Raw genomic sequence first — 16,651 nt, 5'->3', positions numbered from 1 at the left:
AGCCGCCGCCCCGCCCAAGATCCAGTCCTGACCGGTCTGCGAACCTGTCTCAGGCACGCTCCACCCGAAACCCGACCTCACCTAAATCCGACCCCGCCCAAGGTCCGACCCCGCCCAGGATCCGATGCAATCACAGCCGCCCCTCGGCCTCCAGCACCTTGCGGGCCGCGCGGAAGCATTCCACCCCCTGCGGCACGCCGCAGTAGATCGCCACCACATGGACGATCGCCCGGATCTCCTCGACCGTGACGCCGTTGTTGAGCGCGCCTTTGCAGTGCAGCTCCCATTCGTGCATCTTGCCGAGCGCCCCCAACATGGCGAGGTTCATCATCGAACGCGTCTTCGGCTCGATCACGTCGTCGCCCCAGCCGAATCCCCAGCACCAGGCGGTCATCGCCTCCTGAAAGGGACGGGTGAAATCGTCCGCCTTGTCGAGGCTTTGCTGCACATAGTCCGCGCCCAGAGTGCCCTTGCGCTGCGCCACGCCCTTCAGGAACAGGTCTTCGTCGAACAGGCTCATGTCGTCTCTCCGCTTGTTGCGCGGGCACAGTGTCGGGCCGAAATGGCCGGGGCAAGCCCTGGGTGACCCTGCGTGACGACACGGGACAGCGGACGTCACGGCAGCGTTACCGGACCGGGCTAAGGCTGCGGCAGTGATCCCCGGAGGTGATGATGACCGAGATCGATCCCCTGTCCTTCGTCCTCGACTGCCTGCTGGCGCCGCGGCGCGGCGGGATCTGCGAGCGGCTGATGATCCGCGCCCGGCTGTGGCGCGCCCGCGGCCCCGCGACCCATGGCGGTTTCCTGACACCGGGGCGCATGGCCCGGGTCTGAGGCCCCGGACACCCCGGCCGAGGCGGGGGGCGCCGCCCCCATCGCTTCTGCGAAGCGATTCCCCCGGAGTATTTACGGTCAGATGACAGGCCCCCCCGCGTCTAGCCGACACGGCGTCCCGCGACCCAGGTGCCGCGGGTGACCGGCACGCCGCCCAGAAGGGCGAAACGCACCAGATCGGCACGCAGTCCCGGAGCGATCCGGCCGCGGTCCGCAAGGCCCGCCGCCGCTGCGGGCGCCGCCGCCACCGTCGCCATGCCACGTGACATGTCGCCCCAGTGCTGCCCCAGTTGCACCGCCGCCTGCAGCAGCGCCGCCGGCACGTAATCCGAACTGAGGATGTCGAGCAGCCCCAGATCCGCAAGCTCCAGCGCCGAGACATTGCCGGAATGCGAGCCGCCGCGCACCAGGTTGGGCGCCCCCATGATCACCGCGATGCCGGCCTCGTGGCAGGCACGGGCGGCCTCGACGGTGGTCGGGAATTCGGCCAGGCGGATGCCGTAGGCGTGGCTGGTCGCAACCTGGGCGCGCGTGGTGTCGTCATGGCTGGCCAGCACCGCGCCATAGCGGCCGGCGGCCTCGACCGCGGCGGCCTCGTGGCGGGCGCCGAGACGGCCATGGAGATCGTAGAGGAACTGCACGTAATCGTCGAAGCCCGCCTGCGACAGGCCGTGCTTGCCGCAAACATAGTCCCGGAACTTGCCGATGTCCGAAAACTGCCGCTGACCGGGCGTGTGATCCATCAGGCTGACGATACCTACGCCGTCGTCGGGGCCGAATTCCGACAGCTCGTCGATCAGGGTCTCCGAACAGGTCTCGGCGCGCAGGTGCAGCCGGTGGTCGATGCGCAGCGCCCCCTGGCGGCGCATGGCCAGGATCTCGTCCGCCATGGGGCGGGCATAGCGGCGGTAGTCACCACGCGGCCCCTCGACGATCGAGCCTACCCGGATCGCATCGAAGACCGTGGTGATACCGCAGCCGCAGAGCTCGGCGTCATGGGCGACGATGGCGGCATTGTGCGGCCAGTGCGCCTTGGGACGCGGCAGCAGGTGGCGCTCCAGGTTGTCGGTATGCAGCTCGACCAGGCCGGGGGCGAGGTAATCGCCCGCACAGTCCAGCGCACCGCGCGGCACGGCACCGGTGCCGATCTCGGCGATGCGGCCCGCGCGCAGCACCAGGTGGCCATGGATCACCTCCTGCGGCAGCACGATCCGCGCATTGCCCAGCACCTGCTCGGCCTCCTGCGACGCGATCCCGGGGATTGCTCCGTCCATCGTCCTCACTCCGTTCCTGAACCCTTGTCGCATCATTGCGCGGGCATGTCTTCGAGAAGGGCCAGCACCCGCGCCACGGTGGCGTCGAGGGGCCCGGAATTGTCCACTTCGGTGGCAGGAATGCCCGGCGGCAGAGCGAAATCCGCCCGCGCCAGGCGGCGCGCGATATCTGCGGGATCCTCGCGCCCGCGGGCAGCCAGGCGCGCCGCCAGCACCGGCACCGGCGCGCTGAGCCTGAGGCACAGGAAACCCGGCACCCGGGCACGGGCCTGGGCCAGCACCCCGCGCGACAGGTTGACCAGCGCATCCTGTCCGGCGGCCAGCGCATCGCCCACGTCGTCCGGAATGCCGTAATGCAGCCCGTGCGCCTGCCAGGACAGCAGGAAATCGCCCGCCGCCTCGCGCGCCAGGAACGTGCCCTGGCTGACCGCCTCGAAGACCTCGCCGCCGGCATCGGCAGAGCGGGTGATCACCCGGCGCACCAGAACCGTTCCGGGCCGCCGCGCCGCCACCGCCCGCATCACGCTGTCCTTGCCGACACCCGAAGGCCCCACCACGCCGATCAGCCGTCCCGTCATGCCGCGCATCCAGGTGTAAAGGCCGTCACGTCGACCTCGCGGTCGCAGAGCCGCGCGCGCGCCTCCAGATCGTGGAAGATCCCCAGGATCGCCGCGCCCCGGGCCCGCGCCGCCTCGATCAGGCACAGCACCTCCTCGCGGTTCACCGCGTCAAGGCTGGCCGTCGGCTCGTCCAGCAGCAGCACCGGATAGTCATGAATGAAGCCGCGGGCGATGTTGACCCGCTGCTGCTCGCCCCCCGAAAACGTCGTCGGGCTGAGCGGCCACAGACGCTCGGGAATGTTCAGCCGCCGCAGCAGCGCCGCCGCCCGCTCCCGCGCCTGATCCCCCGGCACACCGCGCAGCAGCAGGGGTTCCGCCACAACCTGCAGCGTCGGCACCCGCGGCACCACCCGCAGGAACTGGCTGACATGGCCCATCACCTCGCGCCGCAGCCGCAGCACCTCGCGCGCCGGGGCCCCGACCACCTCGCAGCCGCCGACCCGGATGCTGCCGCCATCGGCCAGATAATTGCCCTGGATCATCCGCATCAGGGTGGATTTCCCCGCCCCCGAAGACCCCACCAGCGCCACGCATTCCCCCCGCGCCACCGTCAGGCAGGCCCCCTGCATCACCGGGATCACGGCCCCGCCCTGATTGTGCAGCACGAACCGCTTCGAGACATCCTCGACCTTGATCATTTCATCTTTCCCCAAATATGCCGGGGGGATCGCGGCCCCGCCGCGATGGGGGCAGCGCCCCCGCCCCGCTTTCAGACCTGCAGAACCGAACTGACCAGCAGCTGCGTATAGCCATGCTGCGGATCGTCCAGCACCTGGTCAGTCAGCCCGCTTTCCACCACGCGCCCGCCCTGCATCACCATCAGCCGGTCCGCCAGCAGCCGCACCACCGCCAGATCATGGGTCACGATCAGGACCGACAGGCCCATCTCGCGCACCAGCCCCCGCAGCAGGTCCAGCAGCCGCGCCTGGACGCTGACATCCAGCCCCCCGGTGGGTTCGTCCATGAACACCAGCCGCGGCCCCGTCACCAGGTTGCGCGCGATCTGCAGACGTTGCCGCATGCCGCCCGAAAACGCCGCCGGCCGGTCGTCGATCCGATCCGCGGCAATCTCGACCCGGCCCAGCCAGTCCAGCGCCCCGGCCCGGATCGCACCGTAATGGCGCGCCCCGTTGCCCATCAGCCGCTCGCCGACATTGCCGCCGGCACTGACATTCATCCGCAGCCCCTCATGGGCATGCTGATGCACAAAGGCCCAGTCCGAGCGCTTCAGCCGCCGCCGCTCCGGCTCGCCCATGGTCACGGTATCGACCATCTCTCCGTCCAGATCATAAAGGACCCGCCCCGCATCGGGGGCCAGCTGCCCCGCCAGGCAGTTCAGCAGCGTCGTCTTCCCCGAGCCGCTCTCCCCGACGATCCCCATCACCTCGCCCGGCCACAGATCGAAACTGACCCCGCCGCAGCCCAGCCTTGCGCCATAGCGCTTCTCCAGCCCCTCGACCCGCAACAGCGGCCCCGCGCCCAGATCCTTCATGCTGCACCTCCCAGTCGCCCGGCATGGCCCGCAGCCCGCCGTCCACCACAGAAATCGGTGTCCGAGCACACGAACATCCGCCCGCCCGCATCATCGGTGATCACCTCGTCCAGATAGCTGTCGCCGGCGCCGCACAGGTCGCAGGCATGATCGGCCTTCATCGCCTCAAAGGGGTGATCCTCGAAATCCAGGCTCACCACCTGCGCATAGGGCGGCAGCGCATAGATCCGCTGTTCGCGCCCGGCACCGAACAGCTGGATCGCCGCCATTGACAGCTTGGGATTGTCGAACTTCGGAATGGGCGAGGGATCCATCACGTAACGCCCCCCGACCCGCACCGGATAGGCATAGCTGGTGGCGATCTCGCCATGCCGCGCGATATCCTCGTACAGCTTCACATGCATCAGCCCGTATTCCTCCAGCGCATGTATCTTCCGCGTCTCGATTTCCGAGGGCTCCAGAAAGCGCAGCGGCTCCGGGATCGGCACCTGGTAGACCAGGATCTGCCCCTCCTCCAGCGCCCGCTCGGGGATCCGGTGCCGGGTCTGGATCACCGTCGCCTCCGCCACGGCCTCCGTCACCGCAACATCCGCCACCGTCTGGAAGAACCGCCGGATCGAAACCGCGTTGGTCGTGTCATCCGCCCCCTGGTCGATCACCTTGAAGACATCCTCGGGCACCATCACGGCCGCACTCACCTGCACCCCCCCGGTGCCCCAGCCATAGGGCATCGGCATCTCGCGGCTGGCAAAGGGCACCTGGTATCCCGGCACCGCCAGCGCCTTCAGCAGCGCCCGCCGGATCATCCGCTTGGTCTGCTCGTCCAGATAGGCAAAGTTGTAGGCCGTCATGCCGTGCCCTCCGTCTGCGGGCGCCACCCGCCCCATTTTCTTGTTCCAAATACCTCCGCCGGAGGCACCGGTGCGGCACGCACCGGTTTCATTCCGCCGCCTCCGGGCGCAGGTCACCGGACGGCCCCGTCGCCGCCGCAGCCGCCCGGCGCATCTTGCGCACCAGCTCCAGCTCGGACTGGAAATCGACGTAATGCGGCAGCTTGATATGCTCCAGAAACCCCGTCGCCTGGATGTTGTCGCAATGCGACAGCACGAATTCCTCGTCCTGCGCCGGCGCCCCCTTCCAGTCCTCGCCCAGCTCGCGCCAGCGCAGTGCCCGGTCGACCAGCGCCATGGAAATCGCCTTGCGCTCGCTCTGACCGAAGACCAGCCCGTAGCCGCGGGTGAACTGCGCCGGCTCGGTCTTCGATCCGGTGAACTGGTTCACCGTCTCGCATTCCGTCAGCTCCAGCTCGCCGATCTCGATGGCAAAGCCCAGCTCGGGGATCTCGGCCTCGACCTGCACGCGGCCGATGCGCAGCTCGCCCACGAAGGGGTGGTTCTTGGCGTAGCCGCGCTGCGTGGAATAGGCCATCGACAGCACGAACCCTTCATCGCCGCGCGCCAGCGCCTGCAGCCGCAGCGCCCGGTCCGCCGGCAGCGCCAGCGGCGTGCGCGTCAGATCGCCCGGCACCGCCTCCGAAGGCGGCTCGGGCTGGATCAGCCCCTCGCGGTCCAGAAACCCGGTGACCCGCGGCATCTGCGGCGGCTCGGCCTCGGCCTCGGGCGGGGGGGCAGGCCGCGCCAGCCCCTCGGCCTCCAGCGCGAAATCCAGCAACCGGTGGGTATAGTCGAAGGTCGGCCCCAGCACCTGCCCGCCCGGCAGATCCTTGTAGGTGGCCGAGATCCGCCGGTCGCAGGCCATCGCCCCGGTCTCGACCGGAACCGAGGCCCCGAACCGCGGCAACGTGGTGCGATAGGCGCGGATCAGAAAGACCGCCTCGATCAGATCGCCCCGCGCCTGCTTGATCGCCAGCGCCGCCAGATCGGGATCATAAAGCGACCCTTCGGCCATCACCCGGTTCACCGCCAGCGCCAGCTGTTCGCGGATCTGCGGCACCGACAGCTCGGCCACCGCAGGATCGCCCCGCCGCGCCTCGGCCAGCCAGTCATGGGCCGCATCGATGGCCCTCTCGCCCCCTTTGACGGCAACATACATCAGGCATCCCCTTCCGTGATCCGGGTCGAGCGCGGCAGCGCCCAAAGCGCCGCCCCTTCGGTGAAATAGCAATCCCAGCCCAGCGGAAAGCGCGCCGCATTGGCACGGAACACCGCCGGATCCGGCAGCCGCGCCGGCTGCACGTCGCGGATGCCAGGGCCGCGCAGGGTCACCGGCACCGCCCGACCGCCGCCGTCGACGATCAGCGTCGCCGAGCGGTCGGGGTATTCCGGCACGCCCGCCGCGAAATCCTCCAGCGGCAGCAGCGCCTCGTAGTGGCCAAGCGCGAACATCGCCGCGTCGCGCCCGACAACAGGCGCCCCCGTATGGAACCGCAGCCAGTCGCGCACCCCGGCGCAGTCATGCGCCCCCGCCAGATGCACAGGCGTCTCTGGATCGCACAGCACCAGCAGCAGCGTCGCCGCGGCCGGGCTGACCGGCGCCGGCGCCTGCGCCAGATCCTGTGGATGGAAAACCCGGCCAGGCCGCGCCATGGCCTCCAGCGCCGCGCGGAACGCCCGCGCCGCCTGCCGCGAGGGATCGGTGAAACCGCCCGTCAGGGCCTCGGTTGCCAAAGCCATCAATCCTCTCCCCGGACCATGGTGAAGAACTCGACCCGCGTGCCCGCCGCCCGCCCGGCCCGCGCCCGCGCCCGTGCTTCGGCCGCCGCCGCCAGCGGCGCCAGCACCGCCCGGCGCAGCGCCCCGGCCCCCGGCCCCTGCATCAGCGCATCGATCCGCGCGGCGATCTCGGCCTTCTCGCGGTCGCGCCCCTGCACCATCGCATGGCCCACCCGGCCATCCTCCAGCTGCAGGGCACAGCGCGTCACCGTCATCTCGCCCAGATTGAACGGCGCGCCGGTGCCACCCGACCGCCCCCGCACCATCACCGTGCCGACCTCGGGCGCACGCAGCCACGAGATCGCCCCCCGGGCCTCCCCCGCGCCCGCCCACAGCTGCTTCAGCTCGGCCGCCGGGGCCTTTGCCAGAAGGCTCATCCACGCCTGTCGTTCCGCCCGTTCCGCCATTGCCGACACCTTGACCGATTTGTCTATTCAACTATACAACTAGACAAATCATTACCGACCGGACCCGAGTCGCACAACACCCCGACAGGTGAAATTTCCATGACAGACGCCCCCCGCAAGACGCCCCTGTGGCAATCCATCGCCACCGCCCTTCAGGATGACATCGCCAGCGGCCACTATCACCCGGGCGACCAGCTGCCGACCGAGGCCGCCCTCTCGGCCCGCTTTGGCGTCAACCGCCACACGGTTCGCCGCGCCCTGGCCGCGCTGGCCGATCAGGGCCTGGTCCATGCGCGCCGTGGCGCCGGGGTCTTCGTGGCGCTGCGGCCGACGGATTATCCGCTGGGCCCCCGGGTGCGCTTTCACCAGAACATCCGCGCTGCCGGTCGCCTGCCCTCGCGCAGGCTGCTGCGCACCGAGACCCGAAAGGCCGACGCGACCGAGGCCACGGCCCTCGGCATCGCCCCCGGCGATCCGGTTCTGGTGACCGAAGGGATCTCTCTCGCCGATGGCCAGCCGATCGCCCTGTTCCGTTCGGTTTTCCCGGCCGCGCGGTTCCCCGGGCTCGCGCAGAGCCTGGCCCGGATCCCCTCGATCACGACGGCGCTGCAGGCCCATGGGGTGGCCGATTACACCCGCGCCTGGACCCGCGCCGAGGCCCGCCTGGCGGATGCCACCCAGGCGCTGCACCTGCAGCTGCGCGAGGGGGACGCGCTGCTGCGCACCACCTCGCTCAACGTCGATCCGCAGGGCCTGCCGGTGGAATACGGCTGCACCTGGTTCGCCGGCGACCGTGTCACCCTGACCCTGGGCGATCCCTGACCCCGGACGCCCCCCAGACCGGCCGCGACCGGCAGGCGGCGTCACGCGGCCGACATACTGGCACGCTATCCCTGCATCACCCCACAAGAGCCGCAGATGCCCAGCACCGATCCCTCCCAGCCTGCCCTGCGCCTGACCGGCGCCCAGATCCTGCGCGACGGCCAGCTGGCCCCGGGCAGTATCGGTTTCGCCTGCGGCCTGCTGACCGACGCGCCACTGCCCTCGGTCGATCTGACCGGCTACCTGGTGCTTCCCGGCATCGTCGATCTGCACGGCGACGCCTTCGAACGCCACGCCACCCCGCGCCCAAGCGCCCCCTTCCCGCTAGCCACCGCCCTCGCGGCCACCGATGCCGAGGCCGCCGCCAACGGCATCACCACCGCCTGGCTGGCGCAAAGCTGGAGCTGGGAAGGCGGCCCCCGCAGCCCCGAGGCCGCCGAGGCGCTGATGGCCGCGCTCCAGGCCTACCGCCCACAGGCCCGCACAGACCTGCGCCTGCAGATCCGCTGCGAGACCCACACCGTCGAGACCGAGGACCGCCTTCTGGCCGCGCTCAGGCGCCATGCCATCGATTACGTCATCTTCAACAACCACCTCGACGAGGCCGGCCTCGCCGCCGCCCATCCCGATCAGCTGCTGCACTGCGCCGCCAAGGCCGGCCGCAGCCCGCAGGAACACCTGCACCGTCTGCAACAGGCCCGCCGCCAGGCCCGCGAGGTGCCGCGCTACCTGTGCCGGCTGGCCCAGGCCTTCGACGGAATGGGAATCACCTACGGCTCCCATGACGACCCGGATGGCGAAACCCGCGAGACCTACTCGATGATCGGCGCCAAGATCTGCGAATTCCCCACCGCGCGGGCCGCCGCCGCGCTGGCCCATGCCGTCGGAGACCCGATCCTGATGGGAGCCCCAAACATGCTGCGTGGCGGCTCCCAGGCCGGCAATATCGCTGCGGCCGAACTGATCCGAGCGGGCCTGTGCGATGCGCTGGTGTCGGATTACTATTACCCCGCCCTGCCGCGCGCCGCCTTCCGCCTGGTCGATGACGGGCTCTTGCCGCTGGCCCGGGCCTGGGCGCTGATCTCGACGGGCCCGGCCCGCATCCTCGGCCTGCAGGACCGCGGCCGGATCGCGCAGGGTCTGCGCGCCGACCTGGTGATCCTCGATGCTGCCACGCGCCGGATCGAAGCCACGATCAGCCACGGCCGCTTCACCCATCTTGCCGGCCCCCTCGCCGCCCGGCTGCTGGCCGCGCCCTCGCCCCGCACCCTCGCGGCAGAGTGACGCCTGCCCATTTTCTTGTTCTCAAATACCTCGGGGGAGGCAGCCGCAGGCTGACGGGGGCAGAGCCCCCTCACCCGCCATGTTTCTCCAGGAACGCCTCGGCCGACAGGGCCCGGAAATCCTCCAGCGCCCCGCGCAGCCGCGCGTGATCCCAGTCCCACCAGGCCAGTGCCATCAGCCGTTCGGCCACCGGCGCGGGTTGGCGGCGGCGCAGCAGCCGGGCGGGAACCCCTGCGACGATCTCATAGGGGCCCACGTCCCCGGTCACCACAGCCCCGGAAGCCACCACCGCGCCATGACCCAGCGTGACGCCGGGCTTCACCATTGCCGCATGGCCGATCCAACTGTCATGGCCGATCACCGCCTGTCGCGCGCGACGGCGCGCGAAGAAGGCCGCGTCGTCCTCAGCATCGTCCCAGTAATCGGCCGAACGGTAGAGGAAATGATGGCAGGCCGCGGTTTCCAGCGGGTGATCCGTGGCGCCGATCCGCACGAAGGCAGCGATATTGGCGCATTTGCCGATCCGCGCATTGGCAAGATCGGCATAGCGGTCGCAATAGCTGTAATCGCCCAGCTGCACATACTGCAGGCGGCTGCCCTGGCCGACCTCGCAAAAGGCACCGAAAGTGACCTCGGTCAGCGCGACGTCGGGATGCAGAAAGGGGGCTTCGGGCGTGAGGCGGGGCATGAGGGGGCGCTCCTGTGGCCAGTGGGTCGACGCCTCCGGCGGAGGTATTTGAAACAAGAAAATGGCAGGCGCGAGGCCTCAATTCCCGGCCGGGGTGCCGCGGATCAGTCGGCGGCGCAGCCAGCCCGAGAGCGCGTCCATGGCGAAGACCGTCAGGATCACCAGGACGATGTAATAGGCGACTTCCTCCCAGTCCTTGGTGGTCAGCATCGCCTGGGTCAGCAGCAGGCCGATGCCGCCGCCGGTGATGGCGCCGATCACCGTGGCACTGCGTGTGTTGCTTTCCAGGAAGTAGAGCACCTGGCTGAGCAGCACCGGCGTGATCTGCGGGATCACCCCGAACCGGTAGCGCTGCAGCGGGCCGGCACCGGTGGCGCGAATGCCCTCGATCTGCTTTTCGTCGACGTTTTCGAGCGCCTCGGAGAAGAGCTTGCCGAAGGATCCGGTATCGGTCAACAGGATCGCCAGCGCCCCGGTCAGCGGTCCGGGGCCAAAGGCGCGGGCCAGAACGATCGTCCAGATCAGCGCATCAACCCCGCGGCACAGGTCGAAGAGCCGCCGGCAGCCCTGGCGCAGCAGCATGAGCGGCGTGAAGTTGCGCGCCGCCAGAAAGGCCAGCGGCAGCGCCACCAGGGCCGCGCCGAAGGTGCCGAGGAAAGCCATCAGCACGGTTTCGAACAGCGCCCAGGCGACATCGGCATGGTGCCAGACCGCGTTCGACCAGAAGGCGTGCCAGATCTGCGGTGCCTCGCCATGCAGCGCGCGCGTTGCAAGCTGGAACGGCGACAGGCCGTGGTAGGGGCTGTCGAGGGTGAAGAAGAACATCTCCCATCCGAGGGAATAGCGAAAGACCTCGGTGCGGGCGCGGGTGATGGTGATGCGGCCGTCGGGCGCGGTGATGGCCAGGCGATTGCGGGTCGCGCTGATGGTGTCGGGCATCGGCCCCTCGGGGAAGCGGGCCTGCACACCCTGGGTGCCGGGACTGGCCGAGAGGGTGCCATAGCCCGGCAGATCGACCGTCACATGGTCGGGGAAATAGCGCACCCGGGTTCCCTGCGGCAGCGAGATCGTGGTCACCCCGTCGGCCTGGCTGGCCCAGGCGGGCAGCTGGCCCTCGGGATACTGGCCCTTGCGTTCGCCCTCGATGGCGAAGCTGACGGCGCCCGTGCGGTTGTCGCGGGTGGCATGGGTCTTGTAGCTGTAGACGTCGCGCACCAGCGTCGCGCCATTGGCCCAGTTGGCCGAGGCCAGCAGCTGCGGCAGCTGGAAGGCGGCGGCCGCATAGCACAGATAGGCCAGCAGCAGCACCGGCACGGCCAGTGCCGTCAGGCGCTTGCGGCGCAACAGCCGCAGCACCTGCGGGCGGGGATCGGCGGCAAGGCTTGTCATGGTCATGCGAAAAGTCCCGTCTGGCGGCCATGGGTCAGCCGGTCGCGCAGCAGCCCCGACAGCTGGTCCACCGCGACGATGGTCAGAAACAGCAGCAGGAAGATCGCCGCCGCCGCATCGAAACGCCCCTGCCCCCAGGCGATGGCGTTCTTCAGCTCGTAGCCGATGCCACCGGCCCCGACAAAGCCCAGGATCGCCGAGGCGCGGATGTTGATCTCGAACCGGATCAGCGCATAGCTGAGGTAGTTCGGCGCCACCTGCGGCACCACCCCCAGCAGCATCCGCTGCGGCCAGGAGGCCCCGACCGAGGTCAGCCCCTCGACCGGTTTGGCCGAGGCGTTCTCGTTCACCTCGGAGAAGAGCTTGCCGAGGGCGCCGACGGTGTGGAAGGCAATGGCCAGCATCGCCGGCACCGGACCGCCGCCCAGCACGAAGATCAGCACCAGCGCGATGACGATTTCCGGCATGGCCCGCATCACGTCCATGATCCGGCGGAACAGCGGGATCAGGCGCGGCCAGGGGGCCAGGCCTTCGGTGGCCAGCATCGACAGCAGCAGGCCCAGGCCCGCCCCCGCCAGCGTCGAGACCGCCGCGATGTTCAGCGTCTCAAGCAGGGTCGGCAGATAGTGCAGCAAAAGCCCCGGCAGGGCGGCGCGCTTGTCCCAGGCCTCGGACAGGACCGAGGCGGGAAAATCGCCCAACCGGTGCAGGCCGCCCCAGAACCCGCCCGCATTGCGCCCGTCGGCCACCGCAAAGCCCGAGGCCATCAGCGCCACGAACAGCGCCAGCATCATGGCGGAATAAAGCCGCTTGCGCCGGGTCATCGCCAGATAATCGGCGCGCAGCAGCAGGGTATGGGGGATGGGGTCGGACATGGGCACTCCCGGTCGGCGGAAAGGCGAAAGGCGGCCCGGGGTCGGGCCGCCTTTGCGGGGGGCGTCGGATCAGCTGCCGATCTTCGACTTGCGGGCGGCGATGATCGAACGGTAGCCATCCAGCGTGATCGGCGTGAAGCCCTTGCTGTCGCCGCCGACGACGCCATAGGCGCAATCCGCGTCGGTCTCGTAGAGCTTGTCCATCATGTCGGTCATCTTGGCGCGCACGTCCTGCGGCAGCGCGTTGCGCAGCACCACGGGGCCGTTCGGGATCAGCTTGGAGCGCCAGATCTCGACCAGGTCGTTCATGTCAACCAGGCCCGCATCCACGGCCTTGCGCAGCGCGCCGTTGTTAAAGCCATCTTCCCAGTTGCCCATGCCGTCGGCCCAGGTGACGCCCGCGTCGACATCGCCGTTGTTGACCGCGACGATGGTCTGCTCATGCCCGCCGGTGAAGACGACCTTGCCGAAGAAATCGCCATCCTGCATCGAATGGCCGGTCACCTCGGGGATCTCGATCGAGGGGATCAGATAGCCCGAGGTCGAGTTCGGATCGCCAAAGCCGAACTTCTTGCCCTGCAGGTCCATCACCGATTTGACGCCGCTGTCCTTGCGGGCAAAGCCGATGGAATAATAGCCGGTGGAGCCGTCGGGGTTTTCCGTGGTCAGCACCGGGGTCACGGCATCGGGGTCTTCCAGGTAGATCTTGGCAAAGCCCGAGGCCCCCAGGACAGCCATGTCGATGGTGCCGCCCAGCAGGCCCTGGATGACGCCGTCGTAATCGGCGGGGGTGAAGACCTTGACCGGCACGCCCAGGGCCTTTTCGGTGTAATTCACCAGGCACTGGTTGTTGGCGATGCGGTCCTGGGCGTTTTCGCCGCCCAGGATGCCGATGCGGAATTCCTTGATGTCCTGGGCGCTGGCGGCGCCGGCCAGGACGGTGGTGGCCAGGGCGGCCGCGATCAGTTTGTTCATGGTGTCAGCTCCCGGTGCGGCCCCGGGTCCGGTCGGGGCCTGGTGTTGGGGTCAGGCGGGAACCCGGGCATGGGCCCCGCGTTCCAGCGCCGCGATTTCGGTCGAGGTCGCCTCTTCCGAGAAACTCGCATCGGCGCCGTAGATCTCGCGCGCGATGGAGGTCGTCAGCTGCGCGGGCGTGCCGTCGAAGACGATCCGCCCGTCGCGCATCCCCACGACGCGGTCACAGTAGCGTCGTGCGGTATCAAGGGTGTGCAGGTTGGCGATGACCATGCGGCCGTCTTCCTCGTGGATGCGGCGCAGGGTCTGCATGACCACCTGGGCATTCATCGGGTCGAGGCTGGCAATCGGTTCATCGGCCAGGATGATCCGCGGATCCTGCATCAGGGCGCGGGCGATGGCGACGCGCTGCTGCTGCCCGCCCGACAGTGCCTCGGCGCGCTTGGGGGCGTGCTCGGCGATCCCGAGGCGGTCCAGAATGTCGATGGCGCGGTGGATGTCGGCCGCAGGATACAGGTTGAACAGCGCCGCCAGCGTCGAGCGCCGGTTCAGCGTGCCATGCAGCACGTTCGACACCACATCCATCCGCGGCACCAGGTTGAACTGCTGAAAGATCATCGCGCATTGCGCCTGCCAGGCGCGCCTGGCCCGACCCTGCAGATGGGTGACATCCTGCCCGCGGAACACGATCCGCCCGGCACTGGCGTCCTCCAGCCGGTTCAGCATCCGCAGCAGCGTCGACTTGCCCGCCCCCGACCGCCCGATCACACCGATCATCATCGGACGCTCGATGGTCAGCGTGGCGCGCTCTACCGCGATGTTGCGGCCGAATTGCTTGGTCAGTTGCTCGATCTGCAGCACGTCGGCCCCCTTCGGTTCTGCAGGGGGGATAGGGCTGGGCCTCAAAGGAAATGTCTCGGTTCGGCGAAACTTTTGTAACGCCGCAGCCGGGCGGGCGCCGGCGGGTCTTAAGAGAAACGCAACGGATCTTGCCTAGGGTCAGACCGTGATCGCTGTCTGTCCGCAGGTCCCGGCGTGCCCGTTTCGGCACCCGACCGCAGGAAGGGGCCAGCCGGGGCAGAAATACCCCCCCAGCCGTCGCTTTCCCACGGAGGCCTTCGATGCGACTTGAACCACCGGCGGGGCCGTCCCGCGGCCCTCTCGGCCCGCCCCTGCCGCCCGACAGCCGTGGCGCCAATCTGGGGCATTACAGCCTGGCGGTGCAGCTGTGCCCGGTACCGGCGCTGCTGTGCGACATTTCAGGGCGGATCCTGGCCGCCAACCCCTCTCTGCACCAGCTGATGGGCCATGCCGAAGGGCAGCTGGTCGGCCGCCGCACCGACGACCTTCTGCCCGCGGACCTGCGTGCCCAGCATGCGGATCTGATGCGGGCCTTCCACCGCATGCCCCGCAAGCGCAGCATGAACGGCGGTTCCGAGGTCATGGCGCTGCGCGCCGATGGCAGCCTGGCCCCGGTCGAGATCCTGCTGGAACCGGTCGAGGCCAATGGCCGGGCGCTGACCTTCACCACCTTCATCGACACCTCGGCGCGGCGCCATGCCGAACGGCGGCTGCGCGATGTGCTGAACGCCTCGGCCTCGGCCATGATCATGGTGGACGAAAGCGGCCAGATGCGCCTGGTCAACACGGCCGCCTGCCGCCTGCTGGGCGCCGAGGAAGACGGCCTGCTGGGCCTCAACGTCGATCAGTTCCTGCCGCCGGACCTGCAGGCGGGCCACCGGGTGCACCGGGCGAATTACCACAGCGCCGCCACCACCCGCCGGATGGCGATGAACCGCACCCTGACGGTGATCGGCCTGGACGGGGTCGAGCGCCCGGTCAATATCGCCCTGCATCCCGTCGAGACCGAGACCGGCCCCCGTGTCGTGGCCACCCTGTTCGATCTGACGGAAAGTCATGTCCATGAGCAGGAGCTGAAAAGCCGCGCCGACCGCCTGGCCGCCCTGAACGAAGAGCTGACCCAGTTCGCCTATTCCGCCAGCCATGACCTTCGGGCGCCGCTGGCGACGATCAACGGCCTGCTGGACCTGTGCCTTGAGGATCTCGATGCCGGCGAGCTGGAGGAATGCCGCCGCAACATCAAGGCCGCGCTCGACACCAGCCACCGCAACATCCACAAGGTCGAGGCGGTTCTGACCCTGGCCCGTGCCGGCACCCATGACACCCCGATCGAGCGCGTCGCCCTGGACGAGACCATCGCCCGTTGCTGGCACAGCCTGATCCTGCAAATGGCCAGCCCGCCGGGGTTCGTCATCGACTGCGACGGGCCGGTGACGCTGATGACCGAGCGACGCACCCTGCTGACCGCGATCGAAAACCTGCTGAGCAACGCACTGCGCTTTCACGACCCGGCAAAGGCCGCCCCCTGGGTTTCAGTGCGGATCCGGACCCGGGCACGCAAGGTCTCGATCTGCGTCAGCGACAACGGCCTGGGCATCCCCGAGGCCGAACAGCCCCGGGTGTTCGAACTGTTCCGCCGCTCGGCCCGCAGCCAGGGCCACGGGCTGGGCCTGGCCCTGGTGATGAAGCACGTCCGCCGGCTGGGCGGTCTGGTCAGCCTGTCGAGCGGCCCGGAGGGCACCGACGTGATCCTGAGTTTCGATGACATGGAGGTCCTGCCTTGATCCCAACCTTTATCGTCGACGATGTTGAATCCGATCGTTACATCGCGCGGCGCCGGCTGTCGAAGACCGGGCTGTTCAGCCCCGTGCAAGAGGCGCCGGGCGGTGCCGAATTCCTCGATCTGTATTTTGCGTCCCCCGAGGGCCGCGACCTGCCGCCGCTGATCCTGATGGACATCAACATGCCGGAACTGTCGGGTTTCGAGACACTGGACCTGCTGCGCGGCAAGCTGGATGCGATGCCCGGCGGTGGTGGCCAGCAGGTGGTGGCGGTGTTTTCCTCCTCGGACAACGAGCGTGACATCGAGCGGTCTTCGGCCATGGGCATCGTGCAGCATTTCTTCACCAAGCCGCTGGATGATGCCGCCATTGCCGAGATCCTAGAAACCTACCGGGGCGCCGGCCTGATCTGACGCCCAAGGCCTGGCACGGGCCGGGCTAAGGCAGCTCGGGCGCCAAGGACCGGCACAGCCCACTTTCGGCGGCCCCTGCCCGGCCCGCGGGCCAGTGACTGCTGATTGGCTTTGCCGTGGGACGGCCGTCTTGGCTCTGCCTGCTCTTGTCATCAGCGCGCCGGACAGAGTGGCGTTTGAGACCAGCGACCAGCGACCAGCGACCAGCGACCAGCGACCAGCGACCAGCGACCAGCGACCAGCGACCAGCGACCAGCGACCAGC

Annotated in this window: 19 protein-coding genes; 5 read left to right on the top strand and 14 right to left on the bottom strand. The window is 69.1% G+C overall.

Annotation, left to right across the window (positions count from 1 at the left end; genetic code table 11):
* Positions 1-130 precede the first annotated feature (130 nt).
* Positions 131-520 carry a carboxymuconolactone decarboxylase family protein gene (locus tag AC2ITM_RS06935; protein ID WP_486469090.1) on the bottom strand — a complete coding sequence of 130 codons (390 nt, stop codon included), beginning with the start codon at positions 518-520 and terminating at the stop codon, positions 131-133.
* Between the two features lie 152 nt (positions 521-672).
* On the opposite strand from AC2ITM_RS06935, the gene AC2ITM_RS06930 reads away from it, so the two are divergent.
* Complete coding sequence (locus AC2ITM_RS06930) at positions 673-834, top strand: hypothetical protein (protein WP_486469089.1); 162 nt, start codon at positions 673-675, stop codon at positions 832-834.
* Positions 835-935: 101 nt separating this feature from the next.
* Here AC2ITM_RS06930 and AC2ITM_RS06925 read toward each other — a convergent pair whose 3' ends face one another.
* The 8 genes from AC2ITM_RS06925 to phnG all read right to left on the bottom strand — a co-directional run bounded on the left by AC2ITM_RS06925 (position 936) and on the right by phnG (position 7,269).
* Positions 936-2,108 (bottom strand): alpha-D-ribose 1-methylphosphonate 5-triphosphate diphosphatase, encoded by a 1,173-nt coding sequence (locus AC2ITM_RS06925; protein WP_486469088.1) that lies wholly within the window; start codon positions 2,106-2,108, stop codon positions 936-938.
* A gap of 32 nt (positions 2,109-2,140) precedes the next feature.
* Positions 2,141-2,686 (bottom strand): phosphonate metabolism protein/1,5-bisphosphokinase (PRPP-forming) PhnN, encoded by a 546-nt coding sequence (gene phnN / locus AC2ITM_RS06920; RefSeq protein ID WP_486469087.1) that lies wholly within the window; start codon positions 2,684-2,686, stop codon positions 2,141-2,143.
* Entirely contained in the window at positions 2,683-3,366 is a 684-nt protein-coding gene (gene phnL / locus AC2ITM_RS06915; protein WP_486469086.1) for a phosphonate C-P lyase system protein PhnL, read from the bottom strand. Before phnL ends, phnN begins: the two co-directional genes overlap by 4 nt.
* A gap of 71 nt (positions 3,367-3,437) precedes the next feature.
* Entirely contained in the window at positions 3,438-4,220 is a 783-nt protein-coding gene (phnK, locus tag AC2ITM_RS06910; protein WP_486469085.1) for a phosphonate C-P lyase system protein PhnK, read from the bottom strand.
* Positions 4,217-5,071: an alpha-D-ribose 1-methylphosphonate 5-phosphate C-P-lyase PhnJ gene (locus tag AC2ITM_RS06905; protein WP_486469084.1), complete on the bottom strand. Its 855-nt coding sequence runs from the start codon at positions 5,069-5,071 to the stop codon at positions 4,217-4,219. The genes phnK and AC2ITM_RS06905 overlap by 4 nt, the downstream gene beginning before the upstream one ends.
* An 88-nt stretch (positions 5,072-5,159) precedes the next feature.
* Positions 5,160-6,272, bottom strand: a complete 1,113-nt coding sequence (locus tag AC2ITM_RS06900) for a carbon-phosphorus lyase complex subunit (RefSeq protein WP_486469083.1) — start codon at positions 6,270-6,272, stop codon at positions 5,160-5,162.
* Positions 6,272-6,853, bottom strand: a complete 582-nt coding sequence (gene phnH / locus AC2ITM_RS06895) for a phosphonate C-P lyase system protein PhnH (protein ID WP_486469082.1) — start codon at positions 6,851-6,853, stop codon at positions 6,272-6,274. Before phnH ends, AC2ITM_RS06900 begins: the two co-directional genes overlap by 1 nt.
* On the bottom strand, positions 6,853-7,269 hold the full coding sequence (gene phnG, locus AC2ITM_RS06890) for a phosphonate C-P lyase system protein PhnG (RefSeq protein ID WP_486469081.1): 417 nt from the start codon (positions 7,267-7,269) through the stop codon (positions 6,853-6,855). Before phnG ends, phnH begins: the two co-directional genes overlap by 1 nt.
* Positions 7,270-7,398: 129 nt before the next feature.
* Between phnG and phnF the strand changes: the two genes are divergently transcribed.
* Both phnF and AC2ITM_RS06880 read left to right on the top strand, forming a co-directional pair.
* Entirely contained in the window at positions 7,399-8,121 is a 723-nt protein-coding gene (gene phnF, locus AC2ITM_RS06885) for a phosphonate metabolism transcriptional regulator PhnF (protein WP_486469080.1), read from the top strand.
* A 96-nt stretch (positions 8,122-8,217) separates the two neighbouring features.
* Positions 8,218-9,405 carry an alpha-D-ribose 1-methylphosphonate 5-triphosphate diphosphatase gene (locus tag AC2ITM_RS06880; RefSeq protein WP_486469079.1) on the top strand — a complete coding sequence of 396 codons (1,188 nt, stop codon included), beginning with the start codon at positions 8,218-8,220 and terminating at the stop codon, positions 9,403-9,405.
* Between the two features lie 70 nt (positions 9,406-9,475).
* Here AC2ITM_RS06880 and AC2ITM_RS06875 read toward each other — a convergent pair whose 3' ends face one another.
* The 5 genes from AC2ITM_RS06875 to phnC all read right to left on the bottom strand — a co-directional run bounded on the left by AC2ITM_RS06875 (position 9,476) and on the right by phnC (position 14,193).
* Entirely contained in the window at positions 9,476-10,093 is a 618-nt protein-coding gene (locus AC2ITM_RS06875) for an LbetaH domain-containing protein (RefSeq protein WP_486469078.1), read from the bottom strand.
* 78 nt (positions 10,094-10,171) lie between these two features.
* Complete coding sequence (gene phnE / locus AC2ITM_RS06870) at positions 10,172-11,488, bottom strand: phosphonate ABC transporter, permease protein PhnE (RefSeq protein WP_486469077.1); 1,317 nt, start codon at positions 11,486-11,488, stop codon at positions 10,172-10,174.
* Positions 11,485-12,357 carry a phosphonate ABC transporter, permease protein PhnE gene (phnE, locus tag AC2ITM_RS06865; protein WP_486469076.1) on the bottom strand — a complete coding sequence of 291 codons (873 nt, stop codon included), beginning with the start codon at positions 12,355-12,357 and terminating at the stop codon, positions 11,485-11,487. Before phnE (AC2ITM_RS06865) ends, phnE (AC2ITM_RS06870) begins: the two co-directional genes overlap by 4 nt.
* A gap of 69 nt (positions 12,358-12,426) precedes the next feature.
* Complete coding sequence (gene phnD, locus AC2ITM_RS06860) at positions 12,427-13,332, bottom strand: phosphonate ABC transporter substrate-binding protein (protein ID WP_486469075.1); 906 nt, start codon at positions 13,330-13,332, stop codon at positions 12,427-12,429.
* 51 nt (positions 13,333-13,383) lie between these two features.
* Positions 13,384-14,193 carry a phosphonate ABC transporter ATP-binding protein gene (gene phnC / locus AC2ITM_RS06855; RefSeq protein ID WP_486469074.1) on the bottom strand — a complete coding sequence of 270 codons (810 nt, stop codon included), beginning with the start codon at positions 14,191-14,193 and terminating at the stop codon, positions 13,384-13,386.
* Positions 14,194-14,453: 260 nt separating this feature from the next.
* On the opposite strand from phnC, the gene AC2ITM_RS06850 reads away from it, so the two are divergent.
* Positions 14,454-15,977 (top strand): sensor histidine kinase, encoded by a 1,524-nt coding sequence (locus tag AC2ITM_RS06850; protein ID WP_486469073.1) that lies wholly within the window; start codon positions 14,454-14,456, stop codon positions 15,975-15,977.
* Complete coding sequence (locus AC2ITM_RS06845) at positions 15,974-16,387, top strand: response regulator (RefSeq protein WP_486469072.1); 414 nt, start codon at positions 15,974-15,976, stop codon at positions 16,385-16,387. The genes AC2ITM_RS06850 and AC2ITM_RS06845 overlap by 4 nt, the downstream gene beginning before the upstream one ends.
* Positions 16,388-16,651: the final 264 nt, after the last annotated feature.

Source organism: Pseudooceanicola sp. NS-SX9, assembly GCF_057380705.1.
Note: the sequence above shows the minus strand (reverse complement) of the source record. Positions and strands in the feature narration are given on the sequence as shown.

Excerpts from the sequence above, each read along its gene's own strand:
- AC2ITM_RS06880 (WP_486469079.1), top strand. The coding sequence starts at position 8,218 with ATGCCCAGCACCGATCCCTCCCAGCCTGCCCTGCGCCTGACCGGCGCC.
- AC2ITM_RS06935 (WP_486469090.1), bottom strand. The coding sequence starts at position 520 with ATGAGCCTGTTCGACGAAGACCTGTTCCTGAAGGGCGTGGCGCAGCGC.
- phnE (WP_486469076.1), bottom strand. The coding sequence starts at position 12,357 with ATGTCCGACCCCATCCCCCATACCCTGCTGCTGCGCGCCGATTATCTG.
- phnG (WP_486469081.1), bottom strand. The coding sequence starts at position 7,269 with ATGAGCCTTCTGGCAAAGGCCCCGGCGGCCGAGCTGAAGCAGCTGTGG.
- AC2ITM_RS06850 (WP_486469073.1), top strand. The coding sequence starts at position 14,454 with ATGCGACTTGAACCACCGGCGGGGCCGTCCCGCGGCCCTCTCGGCCCG.
- AC2ITM_RS06875 (WP_486469078.1), bottom strand. The coding sequence starts at position 10,093 with ATGCCCCGCCTCACGCCCGAAGCCCCCTTTCTGCATCCCGACGTCGCG.
- phnE (WP_486469077.1), bottom strand. The coding sequence starts at position 11,488 with ATGACCATGACAAGCCTTGCCGCCGATCCCCGCCCGCAGGTGCTGCGG.
- AC2ITM_RS06930 (WP_486469089.1), top strand. The coding sequence starts at position 673 with ATGACCGAGATCGATCCCCTGTCCTTCGTCCTCGACTGCCTGCTGGCG.
- phnN (WP_486469087.1), bottom strand. The coding sequence starts at position 2,686 with ATGACGGGACGGCTGATCGGCGTGGTGGGGCCTTCGGGTGTCGGCAAG.
- phnF (WP_486469080.1), top strand. The coding sequence starts at position 7,399 with ATGACAGACGCCCCCCGCAAGACGCCCCTGTGGCAATCCATCGCCACC.
- phnD (WP_486469075.1), bottom strand. The coding sequence starts at position 13,332 with ATGAACAAACTGATCGCGGCCGCCCTGGCCACCACCGTCCTGGCCGGC.
- AC2ITM_RS06905 (WP_486469084.1), bottom strand. The coding sequence starts at position 5,071 with ATGACGGCCTACAACTTTGCCTATCTGGACGAGCAGACCAAGCGGATG.
- AC2ITM_RS06900 (WP_486469083.1), bottom strand. The coding sequence starts at position 6,272 with ATGTATGTTGCCGTCAAAGGGGGCGAGAGGGCCATCGATGCGGCCCAT.
- phnH (WP_486469082.1), bottom strand. The coding sequence starts at position 6,853 with ATGGCTTTGGCAACCGAGGCCCTGACGGGCGGTTTCACCGATCCCTCG.
- phnK (WP_486469085.1), bottom strand. The coding sequence starts at position 4,220 with ATGAAGGATCTGGGCGCGGGGCCGCTGTTGCGGGTCGAGGGGCTGGAG.
- phnL (WP_486469086.1), bottom strand. The coding sequence starts at position 3,366 with ATGATCAAGGTCGAGGATGTCTCGAAGCGGTTCGTGCTGCACAATCAG.
- AC2ITM_RS06925 (WP_486469088.1), bottom strand. The coding sequence starts at position 2,108 with ATGGACGGAGCAATCCCCGGGATCGCGTCGCAGGAGGCCGAGCAGGTG.